Raw genomic sequence first — 16976 nt, forward strand, 5'->3', positions numbered from 1 at the left:
CGTCTCAAGGTATCACCATGTACCGCTTATCCCGTGTCTCGTTAAGCCGGTGTTCGCTAAACGGTCTTTTGCTGGCTCTGATGTCAATGCCTGGGCAGGCTGCCGAGTCACCTGCACAGAATTATCCGATCCAAACGACGCCCATGAGCGGCGGCGATGGGTCGGTGGAGCAGTTCGACCACAACGCTTATTCGCTGCCGCTGGGTAATATGTCGATGACCAAGCGGCTGGATTTCAGCGTCGGCAACAGCTTCTTCCGTAACCCCTGGGTGGCGGCCCCTGCCAGCACTGAGGCGCGCGATGGCCTGGGGCCGCTGCTCAATACCAATAGCTGCCAGGGCTGCCATATAAAAGATGGTCGGGGGCATCCACCGGCAGGGGACGAGAGTCCCATTGCGCTTTTTCTGCGCCTTTCGCTGCCTGCTCAGCAAGCAGAGCCCGAGGTTCTGGAACAGCGCGGCGCGCTCCCCGTGCCCAACTACGGCCTGCAGCTACAAACCGCGGCGATTAGCGGTGCCGATCCTGAGGGTAAGCTGGTGATCGCGTATCGTCCACGGGAGGTGACGTTTGCCGATGGCACCAGCGTGACGCTCAAGGAGCCGCTCTACTCGATTGCCGAGCCCGCCTACGGCGAGCTGCCCGAGGATCTGCAGACCTCGCCCCGGCTGGCGCCGCCGATGATTGGTCTGGGGCTGCTGGCGGCGATTCCCGAAGCCGATCTGCTGGCCGCCGCCGACCCTGACGACGCCGATGGCGACGGTATTTCCGGGCGTGCCAATCAGGTCTGGGATCTGCGTACGGGCAGCACCGTTATGGGGCGCTTCGGCTGGAAAGCCGGCGAGCCCAGCATCGAACAGCAGGGCATGCACGCCTTTGCTGGCGATATGGGGCTGACGTCCAGCCTGGTGCCGCAAACCGACTGCATGGCGAGCCAGGGCTGCGATGACTTTCCTGATGGCGGTACACCGGAGGTGAGCGACGACGTGGCCGACTTCGTGACCTTCTATGCCTCCAGCCTGGCGGTGCCGATGCGCCGCGACATGGACGACCCGGCGGTAAAGCAGGGAGCCGAACGGTTCAATGCCCTGGGCTGCGCCAGCTGCCATACGCCGCGCCATCGCACCGCCGCGGATGCTGAACGCCCGGCGCTGGCGGATCAGATCATATGGCCTTATAGCGACCTGTTGCTGCATGATATGGGCGACGCTCTGGCGGATCATCGCAGTGAGTTCCAGGCCGACGGCCGCGAATGGCGCACCCCGCCGCTGTGGGGTATCGGCCTGGCGCAAACGGTTAATCCCCGGGCGGGGTTCCTTCACGACGGCCGTGCTCGCACGCTGGAAGAGGCGATTCTCTGGCACGGCGGCGAGGCGGAAGCGGCCGCACAAAGCTATCGTGACTTGCCCGAGGATCAGCGTGCTGAGCTCATTCGTTTTCTTGAATCCCTGTAAGGGTCGTTGAATGGTTGAAAGGTTTGATTGCCAAGGAGTTTAGATGATGGCTGCGTTTCGACGGTTGGGGGTGCTGGCCTGTACGCTATTGGCCGCGCCGTTCTCTTTTGCTTCGGACGCTCCCACGCCGCGGGATATGTGGCACGGCGCGGTGGAGCTGCAGTACGCCGAGCTGAGTGCCGCCTCCGAGCGCCTGGAGGCTAGCGCCACGCGCTTTTGCCAAGCCCCCGATGAGTCGCACAGGCAGCGGCTGGAAAACGACTGGCTGAGTGCCTATCAGGCCTGGCAGGCAGTGCGCTTTATCCAGTTTGGCCCGGTGGAGCAGAACAGCCGGGGCTGGCAGCTGCAGTTCTGGCCGGATCGTAAAAACCTGGTGGGCCGCAAAGTGGGCGGATGGTTGCAAGCAGCCGACGCGCCGAATGCCCAGGATATCGCCGCTGACAGCGTGGCGATCCAGGGCTTCCCCGCCCTTGAGTACTTGCTTTATGACGACGCCATGGGCGAACAGGCCCTTGGCGACCCTGACGCCTGCGACTTGATGCAGGCCATCACGACGCATCTTGCGGATACCACAAACGCGCTGCATCGTGACTGGCAGGCCTTTGGCGAGCACTATATTGAAACCTCTGACTACACCGAAGCCACCCTGGCCAGCGCCATCCAGACCCTTGAGCAGCTCGAAGACAAACGCCTCGGTGAGCCCATGGGCCTCAAAGGCGCTTCTGCTAATGGCTACCTGGCCGAAGCGTGGCGCAGTGAACAATCGGTGCGTTTGGTAGCGAGTAGCCTTGAGGGTTTGCGTACCGGCTTCCTGCCGGGCCTCACCGCGCTGCTACGCGAGGCCGACGCGCTGCCCCTCGCCGAGGCGTTCCGCGATCAGCTCGACAAGACGCTCGCCCAGGCCCGCGAGCTGCCGCCGGGCTTGGTGCCTTCCCTTGAAGACGATGAGGCATTTCGCGGCCTGCAGTCGCTCTACCTCGACATCAGTCAGCTACGCCACCTGCTGGGTAACGAGATCGCTGGTGAACTGGGGTTGGTGCGCGGCTTCAATTCCAGCGACGGGGATTGAGCCGTGCACCGACGCCAGGTACTCAAGGCAGGGCTGGGCAGTGTGGCCATGGCGCTGACCCCGCTGAGCTGGGCGCTGCCCGCTCGTGAGGAAGTGGATTGGCTGTTTAGCGCGGTGGATGACGCCAGTGGCGGGCATTTCATTGCCGGGGTGGCGCTGGATGGCCAGGCCCGCTTTATGATCGAAGTGCCCGAACGCTGCCACGGCGGTTGCTTGCGGCCGGATTCCCGCCAGGCGGTGCTGTTCGCCCGCCGCCCCGGTACGCGGATGCATGTAATCGATGGCGACAGCCGTCAATTAGCCCACACCATTGCCGCGGGAGAGGGCTACCATTTCTACGGTCACGGGGTGTTCGATCTGAGTGGACGCTACCTATATGTCACCGCCAATCGCCTGGCGGATAGCGCCGGGCTGGTGCGGGTTTACGATGCGGTCAATGACTACATCCATGTGCGCGATATGTCACTGGAGGGCATTGGCCCTCACGAGCTGCGGCTGATGCCGGACGGCGACACCTTGGTGATTGGCTTGGGCGGCATTCAGACCCACCCCGACTACGGCCGGGTAAAGCTTAACCTGGACACCATGGCGCCGGCGCTGGTGTTGATGGATCGCCATAGCGGCGAGATTCTGGCCCGCCACGCACCTTCGCACCACCAGCTCAGCTGCCGCCATCTGGATGTGGCGGCAGATGGCACGGTGATTGCCGGGTACCAGTTCGAAGGCCCCGAATGGGAGGCCCATCCGCTGATCTGCCGTCTGGATGCTAAAGGGCGTTTCTCCGAGCTGGCGCTGTCGGCGGACGTCACCACCAGTCTGAACCAGTATATCGCTAGCGTCGCGTTTAGCCGTGTTTCGGCAAATGTTCTGGTGACCGCACCCCGCGGCAACCGGGTACTGCTGCTGGATGCCGCCCAAGGCAAGCTTGTTGCCAACCTGGCACTGCCCGACGCCGCCGGCGCCCGCTGCGACGGCAACGGCGGCTTTCTAGTCTCCTCCGGCCAGGGCGGGCTTTATCGGGTAACGCCTGACTTGGCAGCGCCTGAACTGCTTGCCAGTCTGGCACTCCGCTGGGATAACCATCTGACCTGATCAGCGATGTGACAAATAACGAACCCCTTGCATGGTCATCGTCGAGAGCAAGAAAAATCCAGCGGCCAGGGTGACAATGGTTGGGCCGGTCGGGGTATCGAAGAGGTAAGCCGCTTTAAGCCCCGAGGTGACCGCCAATGCCGCAATGCCCGCCGCCACCAGCGCCATCATTTCAGGGGTTCGGCAGAAGGGCCGCGCCGTTGCGGCGGGAATGATCAACAACGCGGCAATCAGCAACACGCCGACGACCTTGAGGGCGACCGCCACCACCACCGCCAGGGACAGCGTGAGCACCAGCTGCTCCCGGCGGGGCTGAATGCCGCTGGCATGGGCGAGCTCATCGCTGAGCGTGGCGGTCAGCAGCGCCGACCAGCGCCAGCCGAGTAACGCCAGCACCATCAGCGTGCCGCCCCCGATGACCCATAGATCGTCTTTGCCAACGGCCAGAATATCGCCGAACAAGTAGGCGCTGAGGTCGATACGCACACCTGAGATAAACGAAACGGCAACCAATCCAATTGCCAAAGCCGAGTGGGCCATGACCCCCAGCAGGGTATCCATGGCGTAGCCGCGCCCGCTTAGAAAGGTGACGCAGCTCGCCATGGTGAGGGCGACCATTAATACCCCGGCAAACATGGAGATGTTAAACACCAACGCCAGCGCAACGCCAAGAATGGCGGCGTGAGCCGTTGCATCGCCGAAGTACGCCATGCGCCGCCAGACCACAAAGCAGCCGAGGGGCGCGGCGGCAAGCGCGATGAAAAGGCCCGCCAAGGTCGCGCGCCACATGAAATCATCCAGCATGGACGGCCTCCTCATGATGGTGGCGATACAGGGCTAACATTTGCGCTGTCTGCTCACCGAAGAGCGCCTGGTAATCGGGGGAAGAGGCAACCCGCTCGGGTTTGCCCTCGCAGCAAATGCGGCCGTTCAAGCACAGCACATGATCGGCGGTACGCATCACCACATGCAGGTCATGGCTAACCATCAATATCCCGCAGCGATAGGACTGGCGTACCTCTTCTATCTTTTGATAGAAATCGGCGATGCCTCGGTGGTCGAGCCCCTGCGTGGCTTCGTCGAGAATCAGGATATCGGGCCTGTTGATGAGGGCGCGGGCCAGCAACACGCGTTGCAACTGCCCGCCGGACAGCTGGCTCATCGCCGCATTGAGCAACGCCTCAACCCCCGCATTCGATAACGCTTGATGCACATCCTCACGGCGATGGCGGCGGGGCAGGTTCATGAAGCGCGAGACGGTGATGGGTAGCGTTGGATCCAGATGCAGCCGCTGGGGCACGTAACCGATACGTAGCTTCGCGCCGATCTCCACACGACCCGATGTTGGCTTGATGGCGCCCACCAAGGTTTTGACCAGCGTGGATTTGCCTGATCCGTTGGGGCCAATCAGGCTGACGATCTCGTCTCGATGCAGCGCCAGGTGAATATCTTCAAGTATAGGTCTTTTCCCGATGCGCACGTTGAGCTGGCATGTACGTAAAAGGGGATCGCTAGCGGTAATCGGTTGAGGCATCGGCAGGCTAACTCTGGCTTACGTATTAATTGTTATGTTATAACATATTTTGTGAGAGGCGCCTAGGGGTCAGCGTGACCCAAGTGCCTGGCCAGAAGACGATTATTTACCTGCTGTTGACCATTAGGAGAGAGCAATGACGCATCGCTTTGCACATTACGCCTTGCCGCTATTGGTGTGCCTTCCCTTGACGGCCGTGGCCGATGTTCCCCGTGTGGCGGTGGATATCCCCCCGGTGCATTCGTTGGTCGCCAAGGTCATGGGGGATCGTGGATCGCCCGAGCTGTTTATTCAGCCCGGTGCATCGCCCCACGGTTATTCACTGCGCCCCTCGGAAGCAGAAACGCTGGATAATGCTGACCTGGTGGTGTGGGTAAGCACTGACCTGACGCCTTGGCTGTCAGGCCCTATTACCAATTTGGCAGACGATGCCGAGCACCTGGAGTTGATGCGCGTATCCGACATCAACACCTTTGCCTATCGGGAAGGGGCAACGTTTGATGTGGTTGACGACCACGACCACGACCACGACCACGACCACGACCACGACCACGACCACGAGCACGACCACGAGCACGACCACGAGCACGAGCACGAGCACGAGCACGAGCACGAGCACGAGCACGACCACGAGCACGAGCACGAGCACGAGCACGAGCACGAGCACGACCATGACCATGACCACGATCACGACCATGGTCATGACCATCATCACGAGGGGCAAGACCCGCATGGCTGGATGGACCCCGACAATGCACGGCGTTGGCTCGACGCCATTGCCCGGCAGCTTGGCGAGCTGGACCCTGAAAACGCGGATTATTACCGTGACAACGCGGCAAGGAGTCAACAAGAACTCGAAGCGCTTGAGCAGTCAATAAATGAGCGTTTAGACAACAGTGAAAACACGCGCTTTATCGTGTTCCACGACGCCTACCAGTACTTTGAGAAGGCGTTTGATGTAACAGCAGCGGGCGCGATTTCCATCGGCGATGCCTCCTCACCCAGCCCTGCCCGCATTGAGGCAATTCAAGTACTGGTCAACGAAGAGGGCATTCAGTGCGTCTTCAGCGAGCCCCAGTTTAATCCGCAAATTGTCGATTCGGTCTTTGGCGATACCGATACCTATATCGGCGTTATGGACCCCCTGGGCGTTGACCTAACGCCTGGCCCCGAGCTTTACGACGCGCTGCTCAACCAGATGGCGGATGAAATTCAGCGGTGCACAGACGCCACCTAAGTCATACAAGAATGTTTTGATTTACTGTGCCACGGCGATATTGTGCTCCCCGTTCGGGTGCTTCATGACCTGCATGGGGAGCCCGTAAATCGCTTCCAGGGTGCTGTCGCACATCATGTCATTGGGGGAACCGCAGGCCAGCAGGCGGCCGCTGTGCAACGCCATCAGCTCATCGCAGTAGCGCGAGGCCATGTTGATATCGTGCAGCACGATAATCACCCCGAGGTTTAGCTCATCGCACAGCTTGCGAATCAGCGCCAGGACTTCGATCTGGTGGGCGATATCCAGCGCTGCAAGTGGCTCATCGAGGAGTAGAAAACGGCTGCCTTGCGCCAGTAGCATGGCCAGCCAGACCCGCTGGCGCTCGCCGCCGGAAAGTGTATCGACCAGGCGGTCGGCGAAGTCTTCGGTATGGGTCAGGGCGATGGCGCGGTCAATGGCGTCTTTGTCTTTCTGGGTGTGGCGCCCGAGCAGGCCATGCCAGGGGTAGCGCCCAAAGGACACCAGTTCGCGCCCGGTCAGGCTCTCAGCGCTGGGCAGGTGTTGAGGCAGGTAGGCGACTTGGCGCGCGAACTCACGGTTGCCCCAGTCGCTCAACGGGCGCTGGTCAAAGTAGATTTCTCCCTGGCTGGTGGGCTGCTGCTGGGCCATGAGTTTTATCAAGGTCGACTTGCCCGAGCCATTGTGGCCAATCAGGCCGTATACCTTGCCTTCATGGAAGTTGTGCTCAATAGGCTGAAGCAGCGGCTTGCCATTGATTTCAAAGGTGGCGCCTTTGACCTCGAACATGAATGACTCCTGGCGATTGGTTAAATGACAATGGTTCCATTCTAGTGCTAATAGTTCTCATTTTTAACAAAAAAATGAAAAGATTCACATCCAGCATTAAGAGCACACTTATCATGAAGCGACTCGCCACCCGCTCTATACGAGTTAACTGTCTGACAGGAGAGTATCGCCAGTACCGTCATGGTTATCGTCTTCGATGAGATGGCTGACAAGGCTATCGGCAAAGCGCCGGGCGGCAGGTAGTCCTCCCCAGGACCAATAGTTGACGGGGATAATCGTATAGTTTCCCTGTTTCACGGCTGGCAAGTGTCGCCATTGACCATCGGAGAGAAGTTGTCTCACACCGCCGTCCGGACTGTAGGGGCTGTCGAGAAACACCAGTTTCGCATCGATATCAAACAGAGGCGTTGCGCTGACGGTTGTCATTCCCCATTGGCCTAAATCACCTTGCCAAGCATTCTCGAGGCCAAGGCGATTTAACATCATGCCTTCAACGCTTCCTTCGCCGTACACGCGGGCATGGCGCTCATCCATCAGGCTTGCCACTAATAAAGGCGAGTCGATATCCGTAAGCGCTTGCTTGAGAGATGTGAAGTGGCGGCTGGCTTGTTCGATATAATGTTCTGCAGCGTCAGGATCTTCCACCAAATCGCCAAGCTGACGCGTCAGTTCCTCGATTGTTTCCCAGTCGTTATGGTTGCCATTGCTATCGGCATACCTATAAAGCCGGTACTCCTTAACCTCCGCAATTTTTCTGAGCCTGGGGAGTAAACTGACATGAGCAGGCGGTGAAATCAGAATATGTTGTGGTGGGTCGCTTGCAAGCAACTCAAGGTTGGGGAGGTGGCGGTAGCCGAGGTTGGTGGCATAGGGTAGAACCCCCCTCTTGCCGTGAATATGTTTCGTACCCCTCAAGGCCAGACAGAAATCTAGGTGGATGACCTATTGCATTGAGGGTCTCCGCGATGGCGAAATCAAACGTCGCTAATGGCGCTACGCGGTCTTCCTCGCTGGCCATGGATGCGTTGCTCATCCATAGGATGAGCAACGCGATCGATAAGGCCATGCTTTTATGACGTACCGGTCGATCAAACGTCTCGTTTTGATATGTCACAATCATGCCTGTGTTTTGCGGATAAAAAAGCGCCATCATCACCACTGATAAGACGCCGTGCCGACAAGACTTCGCGGTTCGCCGTAGAAACACGCATAGGTGCAGGACTCGATATAGGTTTCATCGGTCAGGTTGGTCGCATTTAACGAGAGTAACCACGGGCCCGTCTCGTAGCTGACCATGGCATCAACCAGAGTAAAATCAGGTACCTCTCCCTCTAGGTAGGCGTTAGGACGCGTTGCGCCCACATAGCGTACACCGGCACCCAGTTTCAGCCCCGGCAGGCCGAAATCGCTGAAGCGATAGTCACCCCATAGCGAGAATTGGTTGTAGGGAGCTTGACCGGTTCGTTCCCCGACTTTTTCGGGCGTCGCTGGGCTGCTTTTGGTGGTGCGGGCGTCGGTGTAGGCATACGCTGCAACCAGGTTGGCGTTGTGGCCGACCTCCGTCTTGGCCTCCAATTCGACGCCTCTAGAGCGCACCTCGCCTATTTGTGTCTGGTAAGTGGTGTCGACTGAGTCTGCGACCAGCATGTTTTCCTGGGTCAGTTCGTAAGCGGTAGCGGTTAACATGGTGTCCCGGCCTTCTGGCTGAAAACGAAGCCCCAGCTCATACTGCTCGCCGCGGGTGGGCTCGAACTGATTGCCGTTGCGATCGGTGCCAGTTTCGACCTCGAAGGATTGACTGAAGCTGGCGAAGGGCGCCAAGCCGTTATCGGCCAGGTACACGAATCCAACACGACCAGTGAAGGCATCATCGTCCTGTTGTTGTTCTTGGGAAGGGTCGAAATACCGAGAAGACTCGGTATCCGTCCAATCCTGACGCCCGCCCAGCATGACCACCCATTTATCAGCAATCTTCATCTGGTTCTGAAGGTACAGACCCACCTGCTCCTTACGGCTCACATTGGAATAGTCATTGGGGACGCTTTCACCCCACTGGCCGCTGCCATAGTCGGGATCATAAAGATCCAAGGCAGGGATGCTCTGCTGGTAACGTTCTGTTTCGTGGCGCTGGCGGACGTAGTCAAGGCCGACCAGGGAGGTGTGGGTCGTTGCGCCGGCCTCCCAGTCATACTGCAAGGAGGTGTCAGAGGAAATTGCCCTGGAAGCATCGCGCCGGTCATGGGCGGTTCTGGAAAAAAGTCGCCCAGCAGAGCTCTGAGGTTGCTGAACAATACCGACGTTGTCGAAGTTTCTATCAGAGTAGAAACGGCGAAAGTTATGACGAAGCTTCAATTGATTGGAAAAATCGTGCTCGAACAAATAGCCAAGGGAGTAGCTTTCGTTATCGTAGTCATCGAAGCCGGGTTCGCCAACGAACCGCTCCTGAGGAATCTTGCCGTTCGGATTGGGGAGAATGGTGCCGCTGGCCGGTAGCCCGTAGATATACGTCGTCTCGTCCCGCTGATACTCGCTGAGCAGGGTCAGCGAGGTATCTTCGTTCGGCTGCCATTTAAAGGCTGGCGCGATGTAGGTGCGATCATCCGGCACATGGTCGACAAAGGTGTTGCTTTCGCGGCGGAGCATGGTTAGACGGTAGGAAAACTCGCCGTCTTCATCCAGGGCGTCTGAAAAGTCCGCAGAGACCTGGCGCCGATCAAAACTGCCTACCTGGAGATTGACCTCGCGCAAAGGCTTGCTGGTGGGGCGCTTACTGACCGCATTGATCAAGCCCCCGGGAGACGCCACGCCATACAGAATTGATGAGGGCCCCTTGAGCACCTCCAGCCGTTCCAGGCCATAGAGCTCCTGCTGGGCGTCGAACACATTGGCTTGATATTTGCTGCCATCCCGGTAGCTGTTATACACACTGAAGCCGCGGATCATCATGCTGTCGTGGGTTGTATCAGACCCGCCTCCGCCATAGGCACTCGATACGCCCGCTGTATAGCCTAGCGCCTGATTGACGTTACGCGCGCCGTAGTTGCGAAACTCCTGGCTGCCAACGACGGAGATGGATTGCGGTGTTTCAATGATCGGCGTATCGGTTTTGGTGCCTGTTGCGCTGCGGGTGGCCGCAATACCCAGGACGGGACCGGTGGCTTCTTCATAAAGACGACTTTCCGTGACCTGCAGTGTCGGTAATGAGGTTGAAGATTCGCTGCCTGACGATGCGCTCTGGTCAGTGTTTTGGGCAAGCACCGCTGTTGAAGCGCTGCAGGCCGCCATAGCAATAGCCACCGCTTGCGGAAAATGGGGTGGTTCATGAATGATCTCCAAGCATTAATTTTTTGATTTATGCGAATGTTAATTATTATTGTTTATATTATGTTTATATAAGCCGCGAAGTCAATGGCGTGTGAGCCTGGAGAGGGAAAAGCGGTGGCGCGGTGACTTCTTGGTTACTGGGAGAGAGAAGTGGAAAACGTCGGCTGTCGTCGTCCTATCCATTAAAAAGCCCCGCATGAGAGCGGGGCGAAAGCGAGCGTCTGTACGCTGAATCAGTAGGACATCGACCAGTTCAGCGTGTAGGTGCGTCCACGTCCCTGGTAGTCGTAGAGGTATTCGGGGCCGTAGGTGGGAGAGTAGAAGCCGGTGGCACGTTGCCCCCAGGGTGTCGAATACTGCTCATCGGTCAGGTTCTCGATACCCAGACTGACCTTGCCGAAGTCGGTCTGGTGGCTGCCGATGAGATCCAGGGTGGTATTCCCCTCGATTTCGTCGCCCTGATAGTCTTCGTAGTCCCACGAGCGGTTGGCTTGCAGGCGCAGTGTGCGGTCGAGATCCGACCACTGTGCATGCAATGTGGCGGTATGTTGCGAGGGGTAAGGAGACACGGTGATACCCCGTTTTTCCCATTCGCCGTCGATTTGCTGTTCGGACTTCAAGGCATGGAGCGTGCCGCCCACTTGCCAGTGGTCGCCCAGGTAGCGCGTGGCGGAAGCTTCAAGCCCGAAGTCGCGGCGCTTGTCGTCGACCTGTGCGATATTGAGACCGTCGACAAGTTCGATAGCCGAATTGGACCAGGAGTAGTAGGTGGCCGCCTGTGCCTTCCAGTCACCACTTTCATAACGCCAACCCAGTTCGAACTGCCGCGTCTTGATGCCATCGAGTGGGTTATCGCTGACGGTTTGACCGGGCACACCATAATACCTGGAGGGATCAGGCAGTTCGAACCCTTCGCTATAGCTGGCCCAGGTCTGGTGGCCGTTCTGGAAGTCATAGAGTGCACTGGCGTTATAGAGTGAGACGTCGTAATCGCTCTCTCCGCCCTCGGCAAGGTCTTGGCCTGGCGCCTGGAAATCATCGACCTTGACGTCCATATACTGCTGACGGACACCTGCCCCCAAGGTCCAGTGCTCGGTGGGTTGCCATTCACCTTGCGCAAACGCTGATAGCCCATCGACCTGGAAGTCGGGATAGAGCGGCTCTATGCGGCTCTCGTCATGAATCAGCCCCCCGGAAGCATCCGTTAGAGCATCATTGGATCTGGAACTGTTGGAATCAAATTTCTCGCGGTCGATATCCAGACCATAATCCAGGCTGACGGTATCGCTGATGTCCGATGACATCAGCGTCTTGAGGCCACTGAGGGTGGTATTCTGCTTGGAGGTGGTGAAGTAATAGCTGCCATCATCATCCGGGTAGGGGAAGGGGTGGAAGCTTGATTCCTCTTCACGATGATAGGCTTGAAGGTACAAGTCCTGCCCTAAGAAATCCGCATGGTGGTAGTTGGCGTTCAACATATTGCGATCGGTTTCCGGCTCCCGGTCGGCCGAGAAACCATCACGGATGTCTGCATCGTTCAGGTTAGGCGTTGATGAGGACAGGTTAGGAAAATAGACCCCTTTATCGTCTTCATAGCCGGATTCATACAGTTGGGCTTTCAGGTCCAACGTCTGGTCTTCGGTCAGTTGGAAGTTCAGGTTGCCGAGAATATCGAGTGAGCGGTTACCCTGAAGATCCGATTGGGCCAGGTCAGGGAAAATTTCATCGCCCCCGGCGTCGTATTGCCGACCGTTATCCTCATAGGCGACGCCAATACGTCCTTTGACGAATTCGTTACCCCCACTGGCGGATTGGGCGACACGATAATCGAGATCATCGCTATGGTTGAAGCCCGTGGTCGCGCCGACCTCGCTCTCCCAATTCGGCCCGCCTTCATCACCTGTCTTGGTGATGATATTGATGATACCGCCGGTAGCGCCGCCGCCATAGAGGCTGCTGGCGCCGGAAAGGACCTCGACGCGTTCGATGTTGAAAGGATCGATGGAATCGAATTGCCGTGACAGGCTACGCGAATTGTTCATCGAGACACCGTCGATGAGGACCTGGACGGTACGCCCGCGCATGTTCTGACCGGCGTTGGTGCGTCCCTGCGGGCCGAAATCGAGACCGGGAACCAGTTTGCCCAGGGCGGTCTTGAGATCGGCGCCGGTACTGGTTTGTTCCCGTAGTTGCTCGCCCTCGACCACTTGGGCAGCACTGGGTACCTGATCGATCTGGGTCGGGGTACGGGAGCCAACCACCACCATGGTGTCCTGGTTTTCCTGGGCGTATAGGGTGGTTGCCATCGACCCGGCGGTTACCATCAGGCCGAATGTCAGCGGTTTTTTCATTGCGATTACCCTTGCTGGGGATGCTTGGTATTGGAATGCGCGACACAGGGTAGGGAAGATGACAATGAAACTCAATAAGAGTGATTTGCGTTTCTTGGGGTGGGGTGCCGTCTGCCTTGGACAGTATTAGGCCATGGAGGTGGAGCCGAAATCTGCGTTGATGTGGCTGGGATTGGCGCGCTCCATTTGCCCGAGCTGAAGCGCATGGGTCAAGCGGTGCTGGTGATTACCCAAGATGACCGCTATTTCCACCTTGCGGGTCGATTGAAGAGGCTGGAGAGCGGCAAGCTGTTGACTGCTGCGTCTGAGACTGCCGAAGAATCGCTAGCGGAACCCTCACCCGCTTCTTGATCCAATCATGCGGGCCAGTACCTTGTCCTTGAGCCAAAAACGGTGAACTAGCGCCATCGCGATATGGCCGATGACTAATCCACACAGCAGCCACGAGAGCGGGCCGTGAAGCAGATCTGTGGGGGCGATCATCCAGGTGATGTTGCGCTCGGCTTCGGGTCGCAGCTCCATGCCATAAAAGCGCAGCGCGCCGCCGCGGCCGTATTGACGCAAAATGGCGAAAGCGGGCAGCCACAATAGCAGCGCATAAAAGGTGATATGTACAAGGCGCGCCAAGCGACCACCCAGCCCAGGCGGGTGAGGCGGGCGTTGCTTGCGGTTGACCCATGCCCAGCCAAGGCGCACCAGAGTCACTATCAGGAGCATAAAGCCCAATGAACCATGAGGCCCAATGCTCGCCAACAACAGTGTGATAGCGTTTTCACCCATTCCCCGCCAAGCCAGCAACACAGTAAACTGAAGTGTGACCAGCGCGGCGGTCAGCCAGTGCAGCGCACGGCTTATGCGACCATAGTGGCTGGGGCTGTCTCGCCAACCAATAGAAGTTTGAGCTGGCTTGCTTAGGAGATCACTGTTGAGCGCTGTGCTGTTTGCTGCGCTTTTACCCATTGGCCTTGTCCTTGCGCCAGTAGCCCATGCTAGTGACGTACTGCTTGGGTAGCCCGCACTCGTTAACCAAGTAGCGGCGCAGCTTCATGGCGACCTTGGTTTCAGCGGCGATCCAGGCGTAGAAGGGCGCGCTGTCATCCAGAGTGGCGGGTTCCCAGAGCGGGCCGTCCTCATCGTCGCTTTCGTCGTTGGTAGTGGATGTCGTAGGCGTGCCGCCAAGCGCTTGAATTTCCTTATGCAAATCAATATCACGCAGTGCTCTCATCAACAGCTCCCCGTGCTGGCAGCTGGGCTCAGCATCTCGGGCCAGCCAGCGCAGCTTGGCGGCTTGGGGCAGCGGCTGAACGTCGTCACTGCGGGGTACTTCGAACAGCGCTTCGACCCTGGGCTTGAGCGGCAGGTCATCGAGGGTTTCCAGAATGCCCGCCGCAGCGGGTAGGGCGGTTTCATCGGCGATGATCAGAATACGACGCACGCCTTGGGGTGGCTTCCACTCGTAACCCAGCTTGGGACCTTCCACGTTGGCGTCGGGGGCCGTCATGGTCAGGCGGTCGCCAGGGCGAGCGCGCATTGCCCAGCGCGAGGCGGGACCATTGTCGCCATGGAGCACGAACTCTACATCCACCTCGGCTTTTTCCGGGCGCAGGGCGCGGATAGTGTAAGTGCGCGCAGAGGGACGCTGGGCGTCAGGCAGGGCGCGATAGGCGCTGTACCAATCGTGCTCTTCCAGCTTGGCGATCTCGAACAGTGGGTCAAGACTGCCACCACCTTCGGGGAAGAACAGCTTGACGCGCTGATCCGGGGCGTAGGTCGCCATGTGGCCAACGTCTGGGCCGGTAAAGGTAAACCTGACGAGCGAGGCGCTGACCTGGGTACGCCTCGCAAGGGTGATATCAAAAAGCTGATAGCTCGGCTTGGCTGCCATGGTGCGGGTCTCCTTTATATCAGGAGTCAATTGTAGTGCTAATTATTATCATTTAGAATCGCTATCTATAATTCAGCTATTAACCTCCAGAACATAGTAAGGCTAAGACAATGATTCTGCTGCCTATCACGTCCCGCTGGGTGAGCGCCCCGGTCACCACAAAAGGGTGCCCACTATGCTAGGTGCTGCGCAAGTTGCCCAGCGAGTGGGGGGCATGTCGCCCGCAAAAGCTTGCCTATTGCTTAGCCTGCCGATGGTGGTGCTGTTTTGGCTGGGCCTGCAGGGCCAAGGCGGTGTTGCGCTGGGCCTGCAGGCATTGGTGGCCCCCTCTTTTGAGAACGTGGATGAGCTGTTGCTGCATTACGCCTGGTGGCCGCGCCTCTCAATCGCGCTGCTAGCCGGGGGCGGTCTAGGGCTTGCGGGGGTGCTCATGCAGCAGGTGCTGCGTAACCCGTTGGCATCGCCGACGACGCTTGGGGTGGCATCGGGTGCCAATCTGGCACTGATGACCGCCACGTTAATGGCCCCTGGCTTATTAGTGGTGGGACGCGAATGGGTCGCCTTGCTGGGGGGCGCGCTGGCGGTAGGATTAGTTTTCTTGCTCTCCTGGCGGCGCGGGTTAGCGCCTATCGTGGTGGTGCTGGCGGGCTTGGTGGTCAATTTGTACCTGGGAGCGCTTTCCACGGCGCTTTTGCTGTTTAACCACGAGGCGCTCTCGGGGTTGCTGATCTGGGGGGCAGGTTCGCTGGCACAAAACGGCTGGGACGGTGCTGCAGTGCTCTGGCCTCGGCTGGCAGTCAGTTGCGTGGCGGCGTGGTTTCTGCTGCGCCCTCTGGCGGTGCTGGAGCTGGACGACGCCAGCGCCAAGAGTCTTGGCGTGTCGCTTACCTATCTGCGCTTTGCGGGCATGGGGCTGGCGGTGTTTATTACCGGCAGCATCGTCAGCGTGGTGGGGATCATTGGTTTTATCGGCTTGGCCGCGCCCAATATAGTGCGCATGGCCGGAGCGCGCCGGCTAGCGCCTAGGCTGCTTTGGTCGACGCTGCTGGGGGCCGTGTTGTTGGCCACCACGGACCTATTGCTGCAGCAGTTCTCGGGCATGGCGGCGGCCTTTATTCCTACCGGGGCGATTACCGGTGCCCTGGGGGCGCCGCTTCTGATGTGGTTAATTCCTCGCTTGAAGCTGCAGGGTGACAGGCCGCCTCAAGGGACGAGCGTGTTTGCCCATCGCCATCCTGCACCTTCACGCTTGGCCACCGGTTTAATCCTCGCGTTACTAGGCGCCACGCTGCTTGGCTTATTTTTTGGCCAGGGCGTTGATGGCTGGTATTGGCTGCCGCCAAACGATTGGAGTGTGATGCAGTGGCGCCTGCCCCGCGTGATGGCGGCGGCGGCCAGCGGATTGATGCTGGCGGTTGCGGGTACGATTCTTCAGCGCCTGTCGGCCAACCCCATGGCCAGCCCTGAAGTATTAGGTATCAGCGGTGGCTGTGCTATTGCGTTGATTTTGGGGATTTTTCTGTTACCCGCGCCGACCAACATGATGCTGATCGGGGTAGGCACCCTGGGCGCTTTCGCGACGTTGTTGGTGTTGGTGGGCATCAACCGTAAAAGTGGTTTTCTACCCGAGCGTTTGTTGCTCACTGGGGTGGCGATCAGCGCGCTGTTTGACGCTGTGCGCAGCGTAATGCTGGCGGGCGGCGACCCCCGCGGTCAGCAGGTTATCGCCTGGCTAGCGGGTTCCACCTACTACGTGGATATTACCAATGCGGTGGTGGTCGGAGTTGTTGCCGCCGTATTGGCACTGGTCACGCTGCCGTTTACCCGCTGGCTGGATATTCTCCCCCTGGGCGCGCCGACCGCACGCGCGCTGGGGGTGACGCTCAACCGTGCTCGCTTGGCGTTGCTACTGCTGGTGGCGCTGCTAACGGCCTGTGCCACCCTGGTGGTTGGGCCGCTGTCGTTTATTGGTCTGCTGGCACCTCATATGGCGCGCCTGGTGGGCTTCTCCCGCGCAGGGCAGCACCTGCTGGGGGCGGCGTTGATCGGCATGCTGCTGATGGTGCTGGCGGATTGGGTTGGCCGTCAGATTATTTTCCCTTATGAGATACCTGCCGGCTTGGTCGCCTCTCTGATTGGCGGGGCTTACTTTATGTGGGGGCTGCGGCGTCTTTAGGTCATTATAAGTAAAACTGATGCCTTATTAGCAGAATGATTTTTAGTTATTAAGGCTGCCCGTTATCT

14 protein-coding genes are annotated in these 16976 nt (G+C 58.9%); 6 read left to right on the plus strand and 8 right to left on the minus strand.

Going from position 1 to position 16976, the window contains the following annotated elements:
• Positions 1-17 precede the first annotated feature (17 nt).
• Genes CPH17_RS17925 through CPH17_RS17935 form a run of 3 tightly spaced genes read left to right on the plus strand, consistent with a single transcriptional unit; the run spans position 18 to position 3612 of the window.
• A complete protein-coding gene (locus CPH17_RS17925; RefSeq protein ID WP_172898706.1) occupies positions 18-1451 on the plus strand; it encodes a di-heme oxidoreductase family protein in 1434 nt (477 codons plus the stop codon).
• Positions 1452-1494: 43 nt separating this feature from the next.
• Positions 1495-2520 carry an imelysin family protein gene (locus CPH17_RS17930; protein WP_096300640.1) on the plus strand — a complete coding sequence of 342 codons (1026 nt, stop codon included), beginning with the start codon at positions 1495-1497 and terminating at the stop codon, positions 2518-2520.
• Positions 2521-2523: 3 nt separating this feature from the next.
• A complete protein-coding gene (locus CPH17_RS17935) occupies positions 2524-3612 on the plus strand; it encodes a DUF1513 domain-containing protein (protein WP_096300642.1) in 1089 nt (362 codons plus the stop codon).
• On the opposite strand, the gene CPH17_RS17940 is transcribed toward CPH17_RS17935, so the two are convergent.
• Together CPH17_RS17940 and CPH17_RS17945 are read right to left on the minus strand one after the other, a co-directional pair.
• Complete coding sequence (locus CPH17_RS17940; RefSeq protein ID WP_096300644.1) at positions 3613-4416, minus strand: metal ABC transporter permease; 804 nt, start codon at positions 4414-4416, stop codon at positions 3613-3615.
• The gene (locus CPH17_RS17945) at positions 4406-5146 is read right to left on the minus strand and encodes a metal ABC transporter ATP-binding protein (RefSeq protein WP_096300646.1); all 741 of its coding nucleotides are present in this window, start codon (positions 5144-5146) and stop codon (positions 4406-4408) included. The genes CPH17_RS17940 and CPH17_RS17945 overlap by 11 nt, the downstream gene beginning before the upstream one ends.
• Positions 5147-5282: 136 nt before the next feature.
• On the opposite strand from CPH17_RS17945, the gene CPH17_RS17950 reads away from it, so the two are divergent.
• Entirely contained in the window at positions 5283-6383 is a 1101-nt protein-coding gene (locus tag CPH17_RS17950; RefSeq protein WP_096300648.1) for a zinc ABC transporter substrate-binding protein, read from the plus strand.
• 21 nt (positions 6384-6404) lie between these two features.
• Here CPH17_RS17950 and CPH17_RS17955 read toward each other — a convergent pair whose 3' ends face one another.
• From CPH17_RS17955 to CPH17_RS17970, 4 genes are all read right to left on the minus strand, one after another.
• A complete protein-coding gene (locus tag CPH17_RS17955; protein ID WP_074395568.1) occupies positions 6405-7172 on the minus strand; it encodes an ABC transporter ATP-binding protein in 768 nt (255 codons plus the stop codon).
• Between the two features lie 144 nt (positions 7173-7316).
• A complete protein-coding gene (locus tag CPH17_RS17960) occupies positions 7317-8087 on the minus strand; it encodes an ABC transporter substrate-binding protein (RefSeq protein WP_157742971.1) in 771 nt (256 codons plus the stop codon).
• A gap of 237 nt (positions 8088-8324) precedes the next feature.
• Positions 8325-10457 carry a TonB-dependent siderophore receptor gene (locus CPH17_RS17965; RefSeq protein ID WP_096300990.1) on the minus strand — a complete coding sequence of 711 codons (2133 nt, stop codon included), beginning with the start codon at positions 10455-10457 and terminating at the stop codon, positions 8325-8327.
• 272 nt (positions 10458-10729) lie between these two features.
• Positions 10730-12847, minus strand: a complete 2118-nt coding sequence (locus tag CPH17_RS17970) for a TonB-dependent receptor (RefSeq protein WP_096300652.1) — start codon at positions 12845-12847, stop codon at positions 10730-10732.
• A gap of 186 nt (positions 12848-13033) precedes the next feature.
• Between CPH17_RS17970 and CPH17_RS20070 the strand changes: the two genes are divergently transcribed.
• Positions 13034-13198, plus strand: a complete 165-nt coding sequence (locus CPH17_RS20070) for a hypothetical protein (RefSeq protein ID WP_231898048.1) — start codon at positions 13034-13036, stop codon at positions 13196-13198.
• Here CPH17_RS20070 and CPH17_RS17980 read toward each other — a convergent pair.
• The gene (locus CPH17_RS17980; protein ID WP_096300656.1) at positions 13184-13807 is read right to left on the minus strand and encodes a cytochrome b; all 624 of its coding nucleotides are present in this window, start codon (positions 13805-13807) and stop codon (positions 13184-13186) included. The genes CPH17_RS20070 and CPH17_RS17980 overlap by 15 nt on opposite strands.
• The gene (locus CPH17_RS17985; protein WP_096300658.1) at positions 13800-14732 is read right to left on the minus strand and encodes a siderophore-interacting protein; all 933 of its coding nucleotides are present in this window, start codon (positions 14730-14732) and stop codon (positions 13800-13802) included. Before CPH17_RS17985 ends, CPH17_RS17980 begins: the two co-directional genes overlap by 8 nt.
• Before the next feature lie 175 nt (positions 14733-14907).
• On the opposite strand from CPH17_RS17985, the gene fhuB reads away from it, so the two are divergent.
• A complete protein-coding gene (gene fhuB / locus CPH17_RS17990; protein ID WP_096300660.1) occupies positions 14908-16908 on the plus strand; it encodes a Fe(3+)-hydroxamate ABC transporter permease FhuB in 2001 nt (666 codons plus the stop codon).
• The last annotated feature ends 68 nt before the right edge of the window (positions 16909-16976 follow it).

This window comes from Halomonas sp. hl-4, from assembly GCF_900215475.1.
Taxonomy (GTDB): Bacteria; Pseudomonadota; Gammaproteobacteria; order Pseudomonadales; family Halomonadaceae; genus Vreelandella.